Source organism: Bartonella bilalgolemi (assembly GCF_023500045.1).
Lineage (GTDB): Bacteria > Pseudomonadota > Alphaproteobacteria > Rhizobiales > Rhizobiaceae > Bartonella > Bartonella bilalgolemii.
The window spans coordinates 104774-125225 of sequence record NZ_JAMCOF010000001.1 but is presented as its reverse complement, the minus strand read 5'-3'; the positions used below and the strand labels follow the sequence as shown (position 1 = coordinate 125225).

Below are 20452 nucleotides of genomic sequence, written 5' to 3'. Positions count from 1 at the left end.
TCCTAAGTCTCCAGTTCTTAAGTCTCCGGCTCCTAAGCCTCCAGCTGAGGAGATTCATGTAGCTAATAATATTAATAATGATAACAAGGACCTTAGTGTGTCCAAAGTTTCTCCTCGTATTAAGCCTTCTCGTCCTAAGTCTCCAGTTCTTAAGTCTCCGGCTCCTAAGCCTCCAGCTGAGGAGATTCATGTAGCTAATAATATTAATAATGATAACAAGGACCTTAGTGTGTCCAAAGTTTCTCCTCGTATTAAGCCTCGTATTAATCCTAGACGGCTTACTTTGTAAATATGAGGAAAAACGTTATATAAAGTTAACATCAAAAACTATAAAAACTGAATTAAAAAAGAAAAAATTGTTAAGTGTAGTTATTTAATTTTACAGAGAGACTATGACAAAAATAAAAAATAAGTATCAGAAAATTCCATATCTTTATATTTTATAGGATGTGTTTTATACAGTGTTTTAGTTTTTATTGAATTACTGCTTAGAAGCAGTTAGTAAATTAAGTATATGAATATATGCCGTAAAAAGGTATTGTATGATGAGGAAGGCGCTTATGTATTATTATAACTACACTAAACACGAAGAGTTGAAAATAAGTAATTTTAAGCTAAGATGCTGTTCTATACAAAACCAAATCAGAAGAAGCTATTAAAACCAATGATAGCTAATTAGTAAGGGTAACAACAAACTAGATCAGATTCTTAGCTTATGTGTTTCTAAGTCTTAGATATATCACAACGAATTATAATTTGCTTATGAGTAAGTTTTTCTAATAAAAATTTTGACAAAAATGTGAATCTAAGAAAATTTAGTAATAAGAAGTATCTATTTTTGATAAATATTATATGAGAAGATAATTATGTAAATATTCTTAATGATATTACCAACCAAGAATTCGCATGATATATAAAGTAATTTGTACAATCGTTTTTTGGTATTAGTAGAGTTAAGTGATTTATCATTAATTCTTAATATAGACAAACAAATTATGGCTAATAACTTGCTATATTGTACTATTAAACAAGTAATAATTATCAATCTTAATCAGATATCCTAAGAATTCTTTTGACGCTTTGCAATAATCGTCAATTTCAGTAACGCTTTATGAATGATTACTTCACTTAAAAGTGGATTTTTACGACTTTCTAAAATAGCCGACTGTATTGTTTTCATTGCATACAAAATTTTCTCTAAGTTCCAATATTTTAAAGCTTGTTCAACTATTTTTTTCCTTTGAAAAAAAATTGGTGGTTGTGCCTGAGAAATGACTACAAAAGAATTTTTACCTTCAATTTCTATTTGATAACGTAAAAGCTGTAATTGTTGAAAATGTCTTTGAGCCGTATTTAAAACAAAGAGAAATGTTTTGTTTACAGCTACACAACAGCTAAAATAAGTTTCAAAACCCACTAAATCTCCTAGTAAAACAGCATCAATTACTTCATCTTGAGAAAGGGTACTCACATCGCTAACAATAGCTTTTACATCTTCAAAAGCAACATGAGCCTTTTTTAGGGTATAAAGACAAAGCTTTTCCAATTCACTACGTGATGCAAGACGATCTTCTCCGATATTTTGGTGCAAACACTGACGCGCTTCCAAAGAGAGAGTTATATTGAATTCCCCTAAAATTTCGTCAATCAAGATGTCAAGAGAATGAGTATTATCCGCATAACAAGGCAAAGCAATCGCTGTTGGTGCCATTTCAATAATATTACGTAGTCCTACTCCTTTTTTTAAATCTCCCGCTTCAATTAAAATAAAACTTGCTTCTGGTGGTTCTGTTATTAAAAGTTTAAGCGCCTTAAGAAAACCTTGTTGGTTAGCACCGTTAGATACCCATATTAAACGATCACCACCAAAAAGGGATAAAGTGCGTGCTTCATCCCCTAATCGTGCAGGATCTTTATCAATTTCAGCCGCATCTAAACGAACAGTAGTAAAAGGATTTTCTATCGCCACCTGAGAGAGCTTAGCAAAACGTTGTGCACGCTCACAAACAAGACCCCGATCCGGTCCATAAATTAAAACGATAGGAAAAGAACGCGAAAAATGTTTTAAAAACTGATCAACTTCATGTGCTTTTTTCTGAGCCAAAATATTAATCCATTAAAAATCTATCATCAAAAACTTCATTACAAACCTTCTAAAATAGTTTAATTTTGTTGCCTACATCTAAACTTTTATACTCTTCTTAACAAAGATCCAAAATGACTTTGCACTACGCAACATTAGAATCTGATCCCTTAGAATCAAAAACCTAATTACACGGAATTCACCACTATAATAACAGTTTCCCCTTAATAATTCTTCAGTCAAAAATATCACAAAATCAGCTATCTCTAAACTAATACTAAAGAAATGACATCAAACAACAAAGCATTAGCTTAACATGAAGTAGCTAACTACAATTTCCTTAATAGTGTCTATTACAGCTATTATTTAGTGATTCTGAAGATATTTTTAAGGTTTCATTAAACACTCTTATTTTGCAAAATTACTGTTGCTAGTGCTTTACAATCCTCTATCAGAGCAATGTTAATTTGATTTTCTGCGTTTATCAAATTTCCATACCAAAAGGCAAAATAATAATAAATCAATATTTTATTATAAAGGTAAAGGAATTTGTATTTTTTTATCCTATCCCTTACTTTTTTGGAGCTTCTTATCATTTCGATAGTTAGCCTTTTGTAATCAACGCTTTTTATATAAAGAGCTGCCATGTTATCACTTGTCTAGCCAAAAATCGCTTTAAGTTGTAACACTGTTGCATTTGAGTTTACAGCTCTTGCTGTCACTAATTTTCCTTAAACCATGAGTTAATTTTTTATGCCGGCTCCATTACAAAACTTTCTAAATAAATTACCAAAGCCCTCTTTGGTTAATTTTTTTCTTCCCTTTTCCACAAATGAATGTTTTATCTCTGACTGGACCAATCTTAAGAGTTTTTGTTAATTCAGACAAAATAGACAAAAAGACACCTATTTAATGAACATTATCGTACTAGAAGAAAAAGACTCTATTGTTAATAAGCATTTATCGGTTTTGATCCTGAAATAGAAACAAGAAATCAAGATAAATATCAACCCATTAGAAGACATTATGCTCAAATGTTGTGATAAAAAAACACAGATTTAAAAAGGCGTTTAGTGAATATGATTGTTGTAAAAGCGCATTTAAGATTCTATTTTCGCATCTTAAAAAATAAATTAAAATCCACGGATTATGCAAAAGAAAAACCGCTGGTGTCCCAAAAAATAATTACAACAGCACACTATCTCACCATTTTCAACACGATCATATTACCATTGCGTGTAAAATAATTATAGAGCTTAAGTACTTTTAAAATTAATTTTAATTCTTACTTTTAAACAACAAAAAAATAAATCTACTGAAACGTTATTTTTTTGTTGCAATTCGGAAAAGCCTACGCCATACAGATAGCGTTTATGTGAAAAGTAGTTCAAATTCTTAAGCGGGTGTAGCTCAGGGGTAGAGCACAACCTTGCCAAGGTTGGGGTCGTGGGTTCGAATCCCATCGCCCGCTCCATTAGTTAATATAAGCTCATTTTCAGGCTAGAGATTTTTTTAAAGAGTCTTTCTTATCTATGATCCCAAAGTTCACAAAAATGGTGAAGTGGGCCCCGTCCTCTTCCTATGTTTAAAGTATTTGAAGCAGACAAAGCGCTATTTAAATAATTTTTAGCTCTTTTGACCGCACCAAACAAAGATTCTGTAGGTAAAAGTGCTGCAATTGCAGCGGAAATGGTACAACCTGTACCATGATTATTGGTTGTACTGAGACGAGAAGCTTCCAGCATCACACTCCCCTTGGAATCACAATAAATATCAGGACTAGAAAAATCGTAATGATTTGTAGTCTTGCAAGCAAGAATATCTAAATGCCCTCCTTTCAATAAAACAGCACCACAACCCAATGCCAAAAGTTGCGGACTTTGCTGATACATAGCATCTAATGACCATTGTATTTCACGATTCAATAATATTTTTGCCTCATGTAAATTTGGTGTAATCAATGTTGACATAGGAATAAGAACATTACGAATAACTTCAATCGCATCAGGTTTCAAAAGAACATCACCACTCTTTGCCACCATAACTGGATCAAAAACAATGAAACGGGCTTTATAATAAGCCAAACGCTCTGCAATGACTTGTGCAATCTGAGCATTCGCCACCATCCCAATTTTAACAGCATCCACACAAATATCTTCAAACACCGAATCAATTTGATCGGCAACAAAAGACGAATCCAACGCTTGAAAAGCACGTACACCCTGTGTATTCTGTGCAACAACAGCTGTAACTACACTCATACCATAAGCTTTCATTGCTGAAAAAACCTTTAAATCGGCTTGCATTCCAGCACCACCAGAAGGATCAGTACCAGCAATGGACAAAATTCGTGGAATAAACTTATCTTTACCAATCTGTAATGTCATATGGTTCTTTCCTTATAATTTTAAATACTTTAAAAGAAGTACTTGAAAAAGTTTTAATTAAAGATGTTTTCTCATATAAATTGCATTATAAATAGAATTTCTTGGTAGACATGAAATGGGAAATGTAGTGCTTATCTTTCGCTCTCTTCTTTTTACATTCGTTTTTTACATAACAACCTTTGTACAGATGATTCTTTACGCACCTTTTTATTTTTTAATGCCGCGCAAGCAAGCATGGATTGTACCTAAAATATGGGCGCGTATTACATTGTTTTTACAAAAACACATTGCTGGAACAAACTATGAAATTGAAGGCATAGAAAACCTCCCGAGTGGGGCTTACATCATTGCTCCAAAACATCAATCCGCATGGGAAACTTTTAGCCTTGTTCCCTACTTTAATGATCCCGCTCTCATTATCAAACGTGAATTAATGTGGATTCCCTTCTTCGGTTGGTACATGGCAAAAACACAAATCATTCCGATTAACCGGACAAGTCCTATTAAAGCTCTTAAAATTATTTTACACAATGCAAAACAAAAAGCGAAGCAAGGGCGTGAAATCCTCATTTTTCCCGAAGGGACGCGTAAACAACCTGGTCAAGATCCAGATTATAAACCAGGAATTACTGCTCTTTACAATGAACTTAAACTTCAAGTTGTACCCATTGCCCACAATGCTGGTTTATATTGGCCACGTAATAATTTTCGTCGCTATCCAGGAACAATTCGTGTCCGTATTCTTCCGCCTATTAAAGCCGGCTTAAATAAACGTGATTTTTGGGACCAACTCATTCAAAAAACAGAAAAAGCTTGTGATGAGTTACTTCTATTAGCTGCTCAAGATCCCAATCCTCCCCCTATGCCACCTTCTGCAGTTAAAAGACTTCAAACACTTGGTCATAATTGGAAAGGACCTGTGCGTGATTAAATATTCATCCTCTTTATGTATATACAAAAATCTTTATAATAAAATTAAAACAGTGCTGGATTACTTAAATCTAAAAATAATGGGGGAATTTACTTTATGCGCCAACTCTTCCACACACTTTTTTTCTCTTTCATTCTAAGTATAATAAGCTCTCTAACTCTAGCCCATCCTTTCATCTCTGTTGACGCTACAACTGGACGAATATTAAAGCATAATCAAGCTTTTGAACGTTGGTATCCTGCTTCTTTAACAAAATTAATGATGACTTATGTTATTTTCCGAGCTATGAGTACAGGAAAAATTTCACCCCACAAGCATATCACCATAAGCAAAAATGCAGCGCAAGCGCCTGCCATCAATTCAGGTTATAAAGCTGGTTCTGTTCTTACACTTGATACGGCTTTAAAAATTACTTTGGTTAAATCTACAAATGATTTAGCTATTGCTATAAGTGAAGCTATTTCAGGTTCACAAGAAGCTTTTGTAAAACAAATGAATGCAGAAGCTCAACGTCTAGGTATGTTTGGAACCAATTTTACAAATACAAGTGGATTGCCAAATCCAAATAATTACTCCACAGCACGGGATATTGCTCTTTTAGCGGTTCAAATCCGTCGAGAATTTCCTCAATATACTCATTATTTTTCTATTCCAGCCATTGATTTTGGCAATGGACAAAAAATTCAATCTAATTCAAATAATCTTATTGGTCGTTTTGATGGCATAGATGGCATGAAAACAGGATTTATTTGTTCTTCCGGTTTCAATCTTGTCGCTTCAGCAACCAGAAATAAGCGAACAATTATCGTTGTTATTTTGGGATCAGACAGTATCAATAAAAGAGAAGAAAAAGCAGCACAATTGCTCAATGCAGGATTTTCAGATAAAGGGTCTCCTCAATCAACATTAGCAACATTAGAACCTTATGGTATAAAAATGTCACAAATAACCGATATGAGACAACAAATATGTACACCTGAAGCTATAAAAATGCGTTTAGATTCTTATGATGAAAAAGGAAATATTATTCTCACCTCGCCTTTAATCACTGCTTTACCTCCTTTTATTCTTCCTTTGCAAGTAAAGCTCATTAGCGCGCCGAAAACATTGAAAATCAATGGAAAAATAGTACGAGAAATTCCCATTCCACATAAACGACCTCCCTATCACTATATGACAAAAGCAGTTAATCACATTTAATATTTCAAATGCAAACAACACGTATTCCTGTCACTCTTATTACCGGTTTTTTAGGTTCTGGTAAAACAACTTTGCTTAATTATTTGCTGCGAGATCCTCTCTTAGCTAACAGTGCTGTTATCGTTAACGAATTCGGTGAAGTAAACATTGACCATCTTCTTGTTGAAAAAGCAACAGAAGGAATTATTGAATTAACAAATGGTTGTTTATGCTGCAATTTGCGCAGCGATTTAGTCGATACATTAGTTGATTTAATTGATTACACTCAAACAAAATATCTCAAAAAATTGAATCGCATTATAATTGAAACAACAGGTTTAGCTGATCCTGCCCCTATCTTACAAATTCTTCTAAGCCATCCTATCTTAACTCAAGCATTAGATATTGATGCTGTTATTACAACATTTGATGTATTAAACTCTCCTCCCATTCTCGAATCTCATCCTGAAATACAAAAACAACTGGCTTTTGCTGACAAAATTATTCTTACAAAAACCGATCTTACTGACCATACAATTCCCCTAGATTTTCTTACCAACAAACTCAAGGCTCTTAATCCCACAGCGCAAATCATCACTTCCCATTCTGACCAATGCAGCCCACATGAATTAATAAATAAAATAATTTGGAATAAAAGAGAAGGTAACATAGAGCTAAAAAAATGGCTCCCCACTGTCTCACATGATCATTCTCATTATCAAAATTTTCGCGCTTTTTCATTAGACTGTAATGAACCACTTTATCCTGCTACGTTAAAAATTTTTCTAAATCTCTTAAAAGATCTTTATGGTGAAAAATTACTCCGTGTAAAAGCCATTATCGCATTGCAAGATAATCCGCATAGTCCACTTATTCTTCATGGAGTACAAACATTTTTTCATCCACCAATAAGACTTCCAGCATGGCCAAAAGGCATCACAAAGACTCGCTTTGTCATCATTACTCATAGTGTTGAAAAAGAGGCAATACAAAAACTGTTTGATGCTTGTTTAAATAAACCAGCAATAGATACTCCAGACAAAACTGCTATTTTAGATAATCCTTTAGTTATTCCAGGAGTAAAATTTTAATCCCCTTTGCACATCAAAAAATCAACTACTCACATACAATTTACTTTATATCACTCTTATAACTGAAGGATCGTACATTCTCAATATAGCTCATCCTTATAAAGCTACAGCAACTGAAGTTTCATCAATAAAATGATCAAAAACATAACGTTTATCATAAATAGTAATTTTGGGAGGTTTACGATTTGTTTCAAAAAAATCATAGCCTTCTTTGAGCATCATCCAGAATTCATAATGAGGACTCATATGATGGCGTTGCATATTAACATCGGTCATACGAAAGGGAAAAGCATGTAACTGAAATTCTTTTTGCCCACCTCTAAAAGCATCTCGCGCAAAGGCATAGATTTGAGCCATATTCCTGTCATTCATTGAATAACAGCCTACAGAAGTACAGGCTCCATGAACCATAAGATAACTTCCTGTACGACCATGAATCTGATCATAAAGATTAGGAAAACCTATATTAAAAGAAAGATAATACTTTGAATAAGGGTTCATTTGATTTTCCTGAACGGTATAAAAACCTTCTGGGGCTTGAAAATCGCCTTCTCGATATTTAGGCCCAAGCTGGCCTGACCATTTGCAAATGTCATAACTTACAACAAGAACGAATACTCCTGAACGATTTTGCTTCCAAATTTCAGCAATATTATCTTCCTTAAAAAATCGCATCATAATTGGTGCATATTGATCAATATCATGCATCACCATTTTATCGAGAATTTCTCGAGGCAACGACTGTTCAATTTTAGCTTTAAAAGAAGTAGGTAATCTCTCCTGACATGCCATCAACATTCCAGTTACAATAAAAAGTACGGCTGAAAACAATTTATTTAATTTCATTGAATAAAAAGTCTCCGACAGTAAATATATCAACTCAAAGAACGACCAATTTGAAGATATTTTTCCCAACGCTCTTTTTTAATAGTTTCTCCATCTTTCCCAGCCATAGACTTTAAAGCATCTGAAATCATATTACCTGTTGCTTCAATTACAATTTCTTTTCCCCGATGCGCTCCTCCCAAAGGCTCAGGAATAATACCATCAATAATCTGTAACTTATAAAGATCTTGAGCAGTAATGCGCATATTCGTTGCAGCATCCTTTGCACGAGCTGAATCACGCCATAAAATAGAAGCCGCACCTTCTGGTGAAATAACCGAATAAATCGAATGCTCCAACATATAAACTTTATTGGCTGCAGCAATTGCTATCGCCCCCCCAGAACCTCCTTCTCCAATAATAACAGAAACAACAGGAACCTGTAAGCGTAAAGTTGCAGCTGTTGATTGAGCAATCGCCTCTGCCTGTCCACGTTCTTCAGCACTCACTCCAGGATAAGCACCCGCCGTATCAACAAAAGTCAGTAATGGTAATTGAAAACGATCAGCCATTTCCATAATACGCGCAGCTTTGCGGTATCCTTCTGGACGTGCAGAACCAAAATTATAGTGCAAACGGGTTTGCGTATCATAACCTTTTTCTTGACCTATATAAGCAATTGCTTCACCTTTAAAGCGTGCAAAACCAGCTTGAATAGCTGCATCTTCAGCGAATTTACGATCACCTGCCAAAGGCGTAACATCAGTCAACAATTGCGCTGAATAATCCATAAAATGAGGTCGATCAGGATGACGAGCTACCTGTGTTTTTTGCCACGGTGATAATTTTTTATAGAGATCTCTCAAAGCTGTTTGAGAACGCATTTCAAGACGCGCAATCTCATCACTCATATTAAGGCTATCCTTTTCCTGAGCGATTTTCTTTAATTCAAGAATTTGCAGATCAAGATCAGCAACTGGTTTTTCAAAATCAAGATAATTATACATTGCTTCCAACTTATTTTGTATAATTTATACACTTATAATTTATTTTTAAAGTATTTTCCAAAAGATAATCTTTTCTTTACCCACTCTTACACTGATCAATAAGCGGATGATGTTCATTAACCAAACGATGCAGCCTAGCTTCTAATACATGTGTATAAATTTGAGTTGTAGAAATGTCACAGTGACCTAATAAATGTTGAACCGCACGCAAATCAGCACCATTTTGCAACAGATGGCTTGCAAAAGCATGGCGCAACACATGAGGAGAAAAGTTTTCACTTTGTATTCCTGCTCTTTTAGCGAGATCTTTTAATCCTCGAGCAACAAATTGGCGTGCAATATATCCGGTCGATGAACGAGCAGGAAAAAGGTAAAAACTTGTTGCATCTTTTCCCTGATCACGCAAAATTAACCATTGCGACAGAATTTGACGTGCCTTCTCTGATACAAGTACCACTCGCTCTTTTTCACCTTTACCGCGAACCAAAATAAATTGCTCTTTTCTTCGTACAGCTTGAACCGGAAGACTGACTAGCTCACTGATACGTAATCCTGTCGCATAAAGCATTTCAAGCAACACCTGAAGACGCAAAGCACGGTAATAATCCTGCGATCCATACTCCGCTTGATCTGTCTCCAACTGTGCAAAATCAAGTAATTTTGTCACCGCATCTTCACTGATAATTTTCGGCAAAGGGCGCCCTTGGCGCGGTGAATCAATATCGCTAGAAGGATCATCTTCTCTTAATCCTTCAGCATAAAGAAATTGAAAAAATTGACGTAAAGTGGATAACCGACGTGCTTGTGAAGTTGCAGCGCAACCAGCGATCTGCATGAGCGATAAAAGATTGATTAAATCTTCTCTTTGCGCCGAAAAAAATGAAATAGAGCGCGAAGATAATTTATTTTGTGCCCATTGTAAATCATGTTGATAAGCTAAAAGTGTACGAACAGAAGCTCCTCGTTCCGCACTCATCATTTCAAGAAAACGATCTATGACAGCATTATTTTTCATGTATTTTCTTTCGAAGATTCCTTTAATAAATCTAAAGGCACATCAAGGTTTATATCAACCATCACTGGTTGAACATAAACTACAAGTGCGATCATAATGCTAAAAAGAATAATAATTAAAATGGAAAATATTATTAAAAATCGGGTTAATGTTGGCATGAAACAAACTATTCTAAAAAAATCTTAATTTTCTATCATATCTGATAAAGATTAACAGGTATTGACTTTAAGATAGATAGATATCAAAATAAAATCATAAATAATAATTATTCTAAAAATATCCTCACAACACAAATAAAAAATCAACTGTTACTTTATATTAACCGATGAACACTCATATTCGTTTGTCTCATGGGCGCAGAAAAATCAGTCATTGAAAAACATGTTGTCATCATGCGTAATTTACTTTTTTATGATGCTAATAAAATAGAGTTTCACACTCTTGAGCAAAGCATCATTTAAATATCCTTTAAAAATTTCTCTCATTTTAGCAACAAGCAGAGGAGCTTATATACCAAAACCATATATTAAAACGAGATATATATATGGCTCAAAACAGATCTTAATATTCTCATTGAATGTGTTTTAAAGTATCCCACTCGAACTATTACTTCAAAAAAAGACTTAAAAAAATCATCAAGAATTCATAGAACAACACTACCCTATCCATTTAAAAGCAAACTTAATGATTAACAATCACAGGGAACGTAGAAGAGCACAAAATATTATACGATCCGCACAATGCTCCTTGCACAAAAAAATATATGAAACTGGAGCACACACTTCGCTAAATCTTGACAACACATTTGGACATGTGCTTAAAACAGCAACTTCTTACAATTCAGACCGCTTAATCCATGGTTGAAGTTTAGCTATTGGAATAATTTTGGCCCATCAATTTTCTGCTCAACTGAATTTAATCAGTCTTACAGCACAACGTATTAAAACACATTTGGTTTATCTATAAAATTACAGGATATTCCAGATACTGAAATGTTAATGACTTTTATAGCACAAGATAAGAAAATTTCAGAAAATAGTCTAACTATCATCCTAACATGCAAACTCCGTCAATTATTTATTGCAAAACATATTACACCGAATGTCATTCTAAATTTTTTAAAACAAAAATTAATGAAAACACATTAATAAATATTTATAATGATTGATTAACCTTAACGTTTTCGCTATAAAATTAATGTGATTGGGTCTGCGTAGCTCAGTAGGATAGAGCACAGGATTCCTAAAAAATTGGGCACTTTCAGAAGAAATTCTAAAAGTGAATCTGCTCAAATTCGGGGAAAACTTCACAAGAATTTGTATGTCAATCCCGAGCTAAGTCTCTTTTTAAATCAAAGAGAAAAGTGTAGAGACTGAACGGGCAGCACCTAAAAAGCATAAACTTTAAGGTGAAGAGACAGTCCAGACCACAAACAGTTTTTCTGATAAAGCTGGCGATGAAAATCGAAGTGGTATGAATCCTGGGGTCGTAGGTTCGAATCCTGCCGTAGACACCACTCCTTAAACTACAATTATTACTTTGAATAATTAAGGAAACATTATGAAAAAACTCTACTTAAGTTTATTATTGTTCAACCCAATTACTGCCTTCGCTGGCTCTTTGGTAATCAATGTACCAGATGTTCCGGAACCTATGATAAAAAATGTTGTTTATCAATGTGATACTGGAACAAATAAAGAAAAAGTTGAAGCAACTTATCTTAATGCTGATAATATTTCGTTAGTCGATTTTAAATGGAAAGGCGAGCGCATTATCGGAGCAAATGTTATCGCTGCTTCAGGATCAAAATATGCAGGAGCTCAGTATATTTGGTGGGAATCTAAAAATGGAGTTACACTTTTTGACCTTATCAATGATCCAGAAGAAAAGAAACCTATTTTTTGTACAATAGAAGATAAGCAATAAAATAAGCTTTTATCAATTAGTTTTACATTATTTTAAATTTTATGATTTTTTCTTTTTATGAAATAAAAGAGAAAGTGGTTTCTTTAAAGAATCCTCTGATTGATTTCGATAAGATGCTGTTTGTGACAACAACATAGAAGTTATTGGTGTTGTCATAAACAAAAAAATTATCAACAATATCTCGTGAACAACAAATTTATGATCCACAAGCATTGAATAAAAAAAGGAAGCAATAATAATACTACTCCCTCCCCAACTTGTACTCAATGAAGATGTATGCAAACGTTCATAAAAATTGGAAAAACGTACAAGTCCTATCGTTCCAATGAGAGTAAGACTAGATCCCAGTATTAAAAAAATGCTAATTATAATAGCACTCCAAAGTGAAATATCATCCTTCATTCAATAATTTCTCCACGCATTAAAAATTTTGCCAAAGCGATACTTGATATAGGACCTAAAAGGCTAATAATAAGAGCAGCTTCAAAATAAATAGTTGTCCCTGAGCGAATATCAAACGTCAGAAATAAAAGGATAGCTGTCATATAAAGAGCATCCAAACCAACAATTCGATCTTGTGCTCTTGGACCACGAATCAATCGAAAAAATGCTAGAATCATTGCCAAACTTAAAAAAAGCTGTGAAAGATAAAGTCCCCAATAAAGAATAACCATACTCATGAAAAAATCTCCAAAAGCAACTGCTCATATCGCTGTTTGATCAACTGTTCATAATCATTTCCATCTATTAAACTTAAGACATGAATTAAAAGTTCACTATTTTTGCTATTATAAGCAATCCAAACGGTACCTGGAGTTACTGCCAAGATGCATGCTAAAATAGCTAAAGCTATCTGGCTCTCAAGCACCAGAGGGATAACAACAAAACCAGATTTTTGTTTTTTACACCTTTTTGTTAAAATCAACCAAGCAACTGAAATATTTGAAGAAATAGAATCTATAAATACCCGAAATAATAATAGAAAAACCGCTTTCCAATTCTTAATGGTGGCTGTTTTCATCTCAATCAGCCGCATCATAAAATTACTTAACAAAGCAATAATAATGCCTAAAAGAAATTGACCTAAATTAAAACCGTTTAAAATCATCCACATTAAAACAATTGCACAACTAAAAAAAGGATAAGCAAAAAAACAATTCATTAATTTTTCTCCATATTTTGTAGAGAAAAATCAGTTAAAACACTACTGATATAATTTTTAGGATAATGTAAAACTTTAGCCGTTTCATACATATAATGGCTAACAGATCCAGCCATAATTGTTGTAACAAAACACAAAGCTAAAAGAGCAGCAATAGGCGTAAATTCAATTACTTGCACATGTGGAATTTTACCTTCAAGAGAAACCCAAAAAATCCGAATACCGGCTCTTGTCATTGAAATTAAAGTTGAAAAACCAGAAATAATAACAAAAATTATAAAAAGCCAATCTTGCACAACTGGTATATATGCAGCAGAATCCCCTTCTTTTGGATTAAAAATTGCCATAATCATCATAAATTTCGCAATAAAACCAGATAAGGGTGGTAATCCAATAATTAAAATAGCACAAATAGCAAAACAAGCACCAAGAATTGCTAAAGTTACCGGTAAATAAGTACCTACTTCATCCTCCTCTTCCTCTTCATCATCATTATACACTTCTGTTGTAACAGCTAAAACATCAGCAGCGACATCCTGATTACGCTCAACTAATTCTATCAAAAGAAAAAAAGCTCCCAGGGCTAAAGTTGAAGAAACAATATAAAAAAGTACCCCCGCTGTTAACACTATATTCCCTGTTCCAATTGCTGTTAACAATGTTCCAGAAGATACAAGAACACTATAAGCCGCTAAACGTCCCAAAGCTTGACTCGCCAATACTCCAATAAAACCAAAAGTTAAAGTCGCAAGTCCACCATAAAATAAAATCGTATAACCAAAACGGGTAAAATATCCACTTTCAGGACCAAACCATAACAACGTCAAACGTAAAATAACATAAATGCCCACCTTGCTCAAAATCACGAAAGAAGCACTCACAGGAGCTGCTGCTGCATCATAAGTTGGTACCAACCAAAAATTAAGTGGCCACATACCAACTTTAAGCAATAAAGCAACACCCAAAAGTGCTGCACCTATTTCAAATAAAATAATATCCGTAGAAGCTATATATTTTATTTTAATTGCCAAATCAGCCATATTAAGCGTGCCCACTACTCCATAAATTAGAGCCGTACCAATTAAAAACAAAAATGAAGCAAAAAGATTAATCACTATATAATGCATACCAGCACGAACTCGTGACTGCCCCGATCCATGTAAAGCAAGCCCATAAGAAGCGGTTAACATCACTTCAAAAAATACAAATAAATTGAATAAATCACCTGTCAAAAAAGCACCATTAATCCCTACTATTAAAAACTGCATCAATGACTGAAAATGAGGCCCTACCTTACACCAATAAGTTTGTGAGAAAACAAACGTAGCGGCAATCAATAAACTTGAAAGTAAAAGCATCAAAGCACTTAAACGGTCAAGAACCAAAATTATACCGAAAGGAGAAGGCCAATTACCAAGCCGATAAACATCTGAAGCCGGCGCTACCTCAAGAGTCCGTATACACAGCAAAATAGAAATAATAATCAATAAACCCGCAGAAGAAAGACTAATAAGCGACTTAAGCTTTGAATTACGTTCATCAAAAAAAAGAAGAAATGCTCCAGTACTTAATGGCAAAAGAATAGGCAAAATAAGTAAATGATGTAACCAAGCTTCCATCACTTTGCCTCATGTCCATCAACGTGATCCGAACCCGTTAAGCCACGTGATACCAAGAGAATAACCAGAAATAAAGCTGTCGTCGCAAAACTAATCACAATTGCTGTCAAAACCAAAGATTGTGGAAGAGGATCAGCATAATTTGCTGGATTGATCGTATGAGATGGATCAACAATAGGGGCTGCGTTGCTACGAGGTCTACTTACTGAAAAAATAAAAAGATTTATGCCATAAGAAATTAATGACAAACCAAGAATAACTTGAAAAGTTCGTGGACGTAAAAGAAGCCAAATACCTGATCCAACGAGAACACCAATACCTAAAGAAAGAACAACTTCCATTAATTTTCCTCTATTTTCAAATTAGGTTTTTTACTAATTCGATAAACTCGAATTGATTGATGCGCAATTGCAATTAAAATAAGAACAGTTGCGCCCATTACTAGAGAAAAAACACCTAAATCAAATAAAAAGGCAGATGCAGTAGGAACTTTTCCAATCCAAGGAAGATTCGTATATTGAAAAAAAGACGTTAAAAAAGGATATTTAAAAAACCAAGAACCTACCCCTGTTGCTACCGATAATAACAAACCGAAACCCATCCAACGCAAAGGCAAAACCCTTAAATGACTTTCCACCCAACGAATATTGGTAGCGAGATATTGTAAAATAAATCCTATTGCCAAAGTAACACCTCCAGCAAATCCACCTCCTGGAAGATCATGGCCACGCATAAATAGATAAATTGCAAAAGTAATAATAATAGGAAAAAGCCAATGCATAATAACAGAAGGAACAGCTAAATAATCGAACAAAGTATCCTCCTCTTGACGATTAAGTTGTTCTTTATTAAAAGCCATATGCGTATATTGTTGAAAAGGAGTTATGCTTTCAGGTGCAGGACGAAAACGCCGTAAAAGTGCAAAAACAGTAAGTGCAACAACGCCTAAAACTACTATTTCTCCCATTGTATCAAAACCACGGAAGTCAACTAACAAAACATTCACAACATTGCGCCCACCAGCATCAGAATAAGCTCGTGTTAGAAAAAAATCAGAAATTGTCATTCTTTGTGGACGTGTCATTACTGCAAATGATAACCATGCTATACCTGCACCACTGACAAATGCTATGATAAAATCACGAAAACGACGTAAGTACACTAAAGATCCAATAGATACAGAAGAGGTAGAATAATACAAACGCTTAGGTAACCAGCGCAAACCAAGAAGTAACAATACTGTTGTCACCACTTCAACAACCAATTGTGTTACCGCTAAATCAGGAGCAGAAAGCCACAAAAATGTTGCACAAGTCATTAAACCAGCACCTCCCAACAGCATTAATGACACAAAACGGTGAAACTTTGCCTGCCAAGCAACTAAAAATGCACAAAATCCACCAATCAACCAAATAACAATAAAAGGAAAATCAAGAGGAAAAAGCGGCACTGGTCCTGCTGAAATTAACCCGTCACGCCACAGTAAAAGACCAACAAACGCAAAGCACACGCAAAGTACCCAACATAATTGAACTTGTAAACGACGTGTTGATAAAAAAGATTCTGCTGCACATGCCCATTTCCAAGAAATAATCATAAAAATTCGCTCAAAAATACGCAATCTTCTTAAAGAACGAAAAAGAGGAACTCCCTCATCACATGATAAAAAATAGCGATGCCCTAAAATATAAAGCAATGTCCCTCCTGATAAGGCAACAAAACTCATAATTAATGGAGCATTAAAACCATGCCAAACAGCCAAATTATAAGAAAATGTTGTTGGTCCTAAAACAGCTACTATGGCATTATCTAAAATAGATCCCATTGTTAAATTAGGAAAAATACCCACTGCCAAACAAATAAAAACTAATAATTCTATTGGAAAACGCATAAAACGTGGTGGTTCATGCGGTTGTTTGGGTAAATGAATAGGACCAGGTCCAAAAAAAACACTATAAATAAAGCGTATAGAATAGGTTACACTAAACAAACTGGCTAACGTTGCTATATAAGGTGTGATCCGATTCAACCAAGATTCCATATGAATTTCAACTGTTTCAGCAAAAAACATTTCTTTTGATAAAAAACCGTTAAGTAAAGGAACGCCAGCCATTGCAGCACTCGCAACTAAAGCAAGAGTTCCTGTAATAGGCATATAACGAAAAAGGCCTGTCAGTTTACGCATATCACGCGTACCTGTTTCATGATCAATAATACCAGCTGCCATAAATAATGATGCTTTAAAAGTAGCATGATTAGCCATGTGAAAAATTGCTGCAACACAGGCAAGGGGACTGTCAAGACTCAAAAGCGTGGTAATTAAACCAAGATGGCTAAGCGTTGAGTAAGCAAGCAGACCTTTCAAATCTTGCTGAAACATTGAACAATAAGCACCAAGAATCAATGTTATCAATCCCGAAATCCCAATAAGCCAAAACCAAACTTCTGTTCCAGATAAAACAGGCCATAATCGAACAAGCAAAAATAAACCTGCTTTTACCATTGTCGCCGAATGTAAATAAGACGATGCGGGTGTTGGAGCAGCCATTGCGTTGGGTAACCAAAAATGAAATGGAAATTGTGCACTTTTTGTTAATGCTCCTAATAAAACACAAATAAGAACCGGAATATAAAGAGAACTCGACCGAATGAGATTTCCAGATTCTAACACCTTATCCAGATCAAAACTGCCAACAATATGGCCAATCAACAAAACTCCGATCAGCAGTGCAAAACCGCCTAAACCGGTAATTGTTAAAGCTATACGCGCACCATCACGTGCACTGGCATTATGATACCAGTAACCAATCAATAAAAAAGAAAAAATACTGGTAAGCTCCCAAAAAATCACCAAAAACACGAGATTTCCTGATAAAATTATTCCTGTCATTGATCCCATAAAGGCCAGAAAAAAGGAAAAAAATCGTGGAACTGGATCTGCTGGATTCATATAATAGCGCGCATAAACAACAACAAGAAATCCTATCCCTGTAATTAAAAGGCAAAAAAGCCACGATAAACCGTCTATACGAAGGGTTAGATTAACTCCCCATTCTGGAATCCAAGCAAGATCTAAACGTACCACACCGTTTCCACAAACTGTTGGATACAGCATAATTGTCAAAAGAAGGCTAAAAAGTGCAACAGCTCCAGCAAACCAGGCTTCATTATTTCTAGCAGTTGAACGAAAAAAACCAATGATAACACTACCACTAAAAGGAAGCAAAACAAGCAATATTAATATTGCTTCCCGTGTTGTCATTAGCTAAACTCCATTTTATTTTTAATATTCTATCATTGGTAAAATAAAAAATGTAAAATCATTTTTCCCTTCACACTTACAATAATAGATTTAAATAAAACTTAAAAATGTAAAAAATTCTTACAAAATGATCACTTCACGCATAAAACCCATATAAAATATTTCAAAGTTTTTATCTTTTATATTTTTTACCCTTTGAAAAAGCTAGAAAAGCATTGCTTACGGGGCCCATGAAAAGGTTGATAACTATTATCATTTTGAGTATAAGAACGATAATGAGCTTTACAATAAGCAATATGTTCCTTCACATTCCATAGCTCCTTTTTCTCTAAAGCAAAAGAAGTAATGAATTTATCTTTTTGGGTTGATATAATTTTTAGGGGCATATTTTTCACATCTGAAGATGTATACGCAACAAATGCTTTTTCAGGATACCACCAGCCATCGCTATATTTGCGATAACCATGCCGATAATGACGATAACCTTTAAAACCATTCAATTCCTTACGCCCAGTAACTTTCAAAAGAGGTGTGTCATTTTGAACAGAAAGCTCATCAACTGCTTTTGCCTTAGCACCATTCTTGTACACCACATTAGAAATATCGGTCGCTATAATGAAAATACTGACAATCATTACAATAGACAAAATGGAATATAAGTCTTTAATATTAAACATAATATACATCTCAAAACAACTGAATAAAAAAAAATTACAGAAAGTCTTCTTACTGCCAAATGAAAATAGATTTTCTCACTGCTTTTTTTCCTTGAGACATTCTGTTGCTATATGTACTAAACGTTAATATGAACAATAAGATCCTTCAAATGAGAACAAATAACAAATGATTGAGACTCCCTATTATCTTATCGATAAATCTAAACTCATAAAAAATATGAAGACTATTGCCCATTTACGAGCAATATCAGGAGTGAAAATTTTACTCGCTTTAAAATGTTTTGCAACATGGAGTCTCTTTGATATTATGTCCCAGTATATGGATGGCACTACATCATCATCCCTTTATGAGCTCCGTTTAGGAAAAGAAAAATTTGGCAAAGAAACCCATGCTTATTCAGTTGCATGGGCCAATGATGAAATTGACGAAGCCTGTAGTTATGCAGATAAAATCATTTTTAATTCAATTCAACAATTGCAACGCTTTGCTAACACAACAAAAACTATTCAACGAGGCTTAAGATTGAATCCAGGGATTAGTGCTTCAAATTTTGATCTTGCAAATCCCTCTCGCCCTTTTAGTCGTTTAGGAGAAACTAATCAGGATGCTATTAAAGAAGTCTTACCTCTCATTAACGGTTTAATGATCCATAACAATTGCGAAAACAGTAATTTTAATCTTTTTAATCAAATGCTTAACCAAATTGAGGAAAAATTTAAAGACCTCTTTGTTGCAGTTGACTGGGTTAGCCTCGGCGGGGGAATTCACTTTACCGCTGAAAATTATCCTTTAGAAGATTTAGCAGAACGTTTAAAATGTTTTTCACAAACTTATGGTATAACTGTTTTTTTGGAACCAGGAGAAGCCGCTATTACCAAAAGCACCACATTAGAAGTTAGCGTTCTTGACACATTATATAATAAAAAAAATCTCGCTATTGTTGACAGCTCAATTGAGGCGCATATGCTTGATCTTTTAATCTATCGTGAAAATGCCAAATTAGAACCAAATCATGGTCCTTATGAGATTATGGTTTGCGGTAAATCCTGTCTTGCTGGAGATATTTTTGGAACATTTCAATTTCCTAAACCTCTGAAAATAGGTGATAAACTATCCTTTCAAGATGCTGCAGGATACACAATGGTTAAAAAAAATTGGTTTAATGGTGTTGCAATGCCTGCCATTGTCATTAAAGAATGTAATGGGGTCTTAACACTTCAACGTAAATTTAGCTATAACGACTATAAAAATAGCCTTTCATAATAAACATAACAGATAAAAATCATC

General features: G+C 34.4%; 18 protein-coding genes and 1 tRNA gene. 7 read left to right on the top strand and 12 right to left on the bottom strand.

Features of this window, described 5'->3' with window-relative positions; genetic code table 11:
- Positions 1-97: 97 nt before the first annotated feature.
- Positions 98-289 carry a hypothetical protein gene (locus M4Z11_RS00485; RefSeq protein WP_249674319.1) on the top strand — a complete coding sequence of 64 codons (192 nt, stop codon included), beginning with the start codon at positions 98-100 and terminating at the stop codon, positions 287-289.
- Positions 290-1060: 771 nt separating this feature from the next.
- Here the strand turns inward: M4Z11_RS00485 and holA are convergent.
- The gene (gene holA / locus M4Z11_RS00480; RefSeq protein WP_249674317.1) at positions 1061-2104 is read right to left on the bottom strand and encodes a DNA polymerase III subunit delta; all 1044 of its coding nucleotides are present in this window, start codon (positions 2102-2104) and stop codon (positions 1061-1063) included.
- A gap of 1378 nt (positions 2105-3482) precedes the next feature.
- Here holA and M4Z11_RS00475 point away from each other — a divergent pair.
- Positions 3483-3557, top strand: a tRNA-Gly gene (locus M4Z11_RS00475).
- A gap of 52 nt (positions 3558-3609) precedes the next feature.
- Here the strand turns inward: M4Z11_RS00475 and thiD are convergent.
- Positions 3610-4470 (bottom strand): bifunctional hydroxymethylpyrimidine kinase/phosphomethylpyrimidine kinase, encoded by an 861-nt coding sequence (thiD, locus tag M4Z11_RS00470; protein WP_249674315.1) that lies wholly within the window; start codon positions 4468-4470, stop codon positions 3610-3612.
- Positions 4471-4585: 115 nt separating this feature from the next.
- Between thiD and M4Z11_RS00465 the strand changes: the two genes are divergently transcribed.
- The 3 genes from M4Z11_RS00465 to M4Z11_RS00455 all read left to right on the top strand — a co-directional run bounded on the left by M4Z11_RS00465 (position 4586) and on the right by M4Z11_RS00455 (position 7671).
- Positions 4586-5401, top strand: coding sequence for a lysophospholipid acyltransferase family protein (locus M4Z11_RS00465; protein ID WP_249674312.1), 816 nt, complete (start codon positions 4586-4588; stop codon positions 5399-5401).
- Positions 5402-5497: 96 nt separating this feature from the next.
- Positions 5498-6601: a D-alanyl-D-alanine carboxypeptidase family protein gene (locus M4Z11_RS00460; protein ID WP_249674310.1), complete on the top strand. Its 1104-nt coding sequence runs from the start codon at positions 5498-5500 to the stop codon at positions 6599-6601.
- Positions 6602-6609: 8 nt separating this feature from the next.
- A complete protein-coding gene (locus M4Z11_RS00455; protein WP_249674308.1) occupies positions 6610-7671 on the top strand; it encodes a CobW family GTP-binding protein in 1062 nt (353 codons plus the stop codon).
- Between the two features lie 96 nt (positions 7672-7767).
- On the opposite strand, the gene M4Z11_RS00450 is transcribed toward M4Z11_RS00455, so the two are convergent.
- The 3 genes from M4Z11_RS00450 to M4Z11_RS00440 form a co-directional block, all read right to left on the bottom strand.
- Positions 7768-8517: a L,D-transpeptidase family protein gene (locus M4Z11_RS00450; RefSeq protein WP_249674306.1), complete on the bottom strand. Its 750-nt coding sequence runs from the start codon at positions 8515-8517 to the stop codon at positions 7768-7770.
- A 29-nt stretch (positions 8518-8546) separates the two neighbouring features.
- Entirely contained in the window at positions 8547-9503 is a 957-nt protein-coding gene (locus tag M4Z11_RS00445; protein ID WP_249674304.1) for an acetyl-CoA carboxylase carboxyltransferase subunit alpha, read from the bottom strand.
- A gap of 76 nt (positions 9504-9579) precedes the next feature.
- Positions 9580-10518: a site-specific tyrosine recombinase XerD gene (locus M4Z11_RS00440; RefSeq protein ID WP_249674302.1), complete on the bottom strand. Its 939-nt coding sequence runs from the start codon at positions 10516-10518 to the stop codon at positions 9580-9582.
- A gap of 1560 nt (positions 10519-12078) precedes the next feature.
- Between M4Z11_RS00440 and M4Z11_RS00430 the strand changes: the two genes are divergently transcribed.
- Positions 12079-12444 (top strand): MliC family protein, encoded by a 366-nt coding sequence (locus M4Z11_RS00430; protein WP_249674299.1) that lies wholly within the window; start codon positions 12079-12081, stop codon positions 12442-12444.
- Between the two features lie 39 nt (positions 12445-12483).
- On the opposite strand, the gene mnhG is transcribed toward M4Z11_RS00430, so the two are convergent.
- The 7 genes from mnhG to M4Z11_RS00395 all read right to left on the bottom strand — a co-directional run bounded on the left by mnhG (position 12484) and on the right by M4Z11_RS00395 (position 19164).
- A complete protein-coding gene (mnhG, locus tag M4Z11_RS00425; RefSeq protein ID WP_249674297.1) occupies positions 12484-12846 on the bottom strand; it encodes a monovalent cation/H(+) antiporter subunit G in 363 nt (120 codons plus the stop codon).
- Positions 12843-13124 (bottom strand): K+/H+ antiporter subunit F, encoded by a 282-nt coding sequence (locus tag M4Z11_RS00420; protein ID WP_249674295.1) that lies wholly within the window; start codon positions 13122-13124, stop codon positions 12843-12845. Before M4Z11_RS00420 ends, mnhG begins: the two co-directional genes overlap by 4 nt.
- Positions 13121-13606: a Na+/H+ antiporter subunit E gene (locus M4Z11_RS00415; protein ID WP_249674292.1), complete on the bottom strand. Its 486-nt coding sequence runs from the start codon at positions 13604-13606 to the stop codon at positions 13121-13123. Before M4Z11_RS00415 ends, M4Z11_RS00420 begins: the two co-directional genes overlap by 4 nt.
- Entirely contained in the window at positions 13606-15225 is a 1620-nt protein-coding gene (locus M4Z11_RS00410) for a monovalent cation/H+ antiporter subunit D (RefSeq protein ID WP_249674289.1), read from the bottom strand. Before M4Z11_RS00410 ends, M4Z11_RS00415 begins: the two co-directional genes overlap by 1 nt.
- Positions 15225-15566 (bottom strand): Na+/H+ antiporter subunit C, encoded by a 342-nt coding sequence (locus M4Z11_RS00405; protein WP_249674287.1) that lies wholly within the window; start codon positions 15564-15566, stop codon positions 15225-15227. The genes M4Z11_RS00410 and M4Z11_RS00405 overlap by 1 nt, the downstream gene beginning before the upstream one ends.
- Positions 15566-18487: a monovalent cation/H+ antiporter subunit A gene (locus M4Z11_RS00400; protein ID WP_249674284.1), complete on the bottom strand. Its 2922-nt coding sequence runs from the start codon at positions 18485-18487 to the stop codon at positions 15566-15568. The genes M4Z11_RS00405 and M4Z11_RS00400 overlap by 1 nt, the downstream gene beginning before the upstream one ends.
- 188 nt (positions 18488-18675) lie before the next feature.
- The gene (locus M4Z11_RS00395; protein ID WP_249674280.1) at positions 18676-19164 is read right to left on the bottom strand and encodes a BA14K family protein; all 489 of its coding nucleotides are present in this window, start codon (positions 19162-19164) and stop codon (positions 18676-18678) included.
- Between the two features lie 166 nt (positions 19165-19330).
- On the opposite strand from M4Z11_RS00395, the gene M4Z11_RS00390 reads away from it, so the two are divergent.
- Positions 19331-20428 carry a carboxynorspermidine decarboxylase gene (locus M4Z11_RS00390; protein ID WP_249674276.1) on the top strand — a complete coding sequence of 366 codons (1098 nt, stop codon included), beginning with the start codon at positions 19331-19333 and terminating at the stop codon, positions 20426-20428.
- Positions 20429-20452 lie beyond the last annotated feature (24 nt).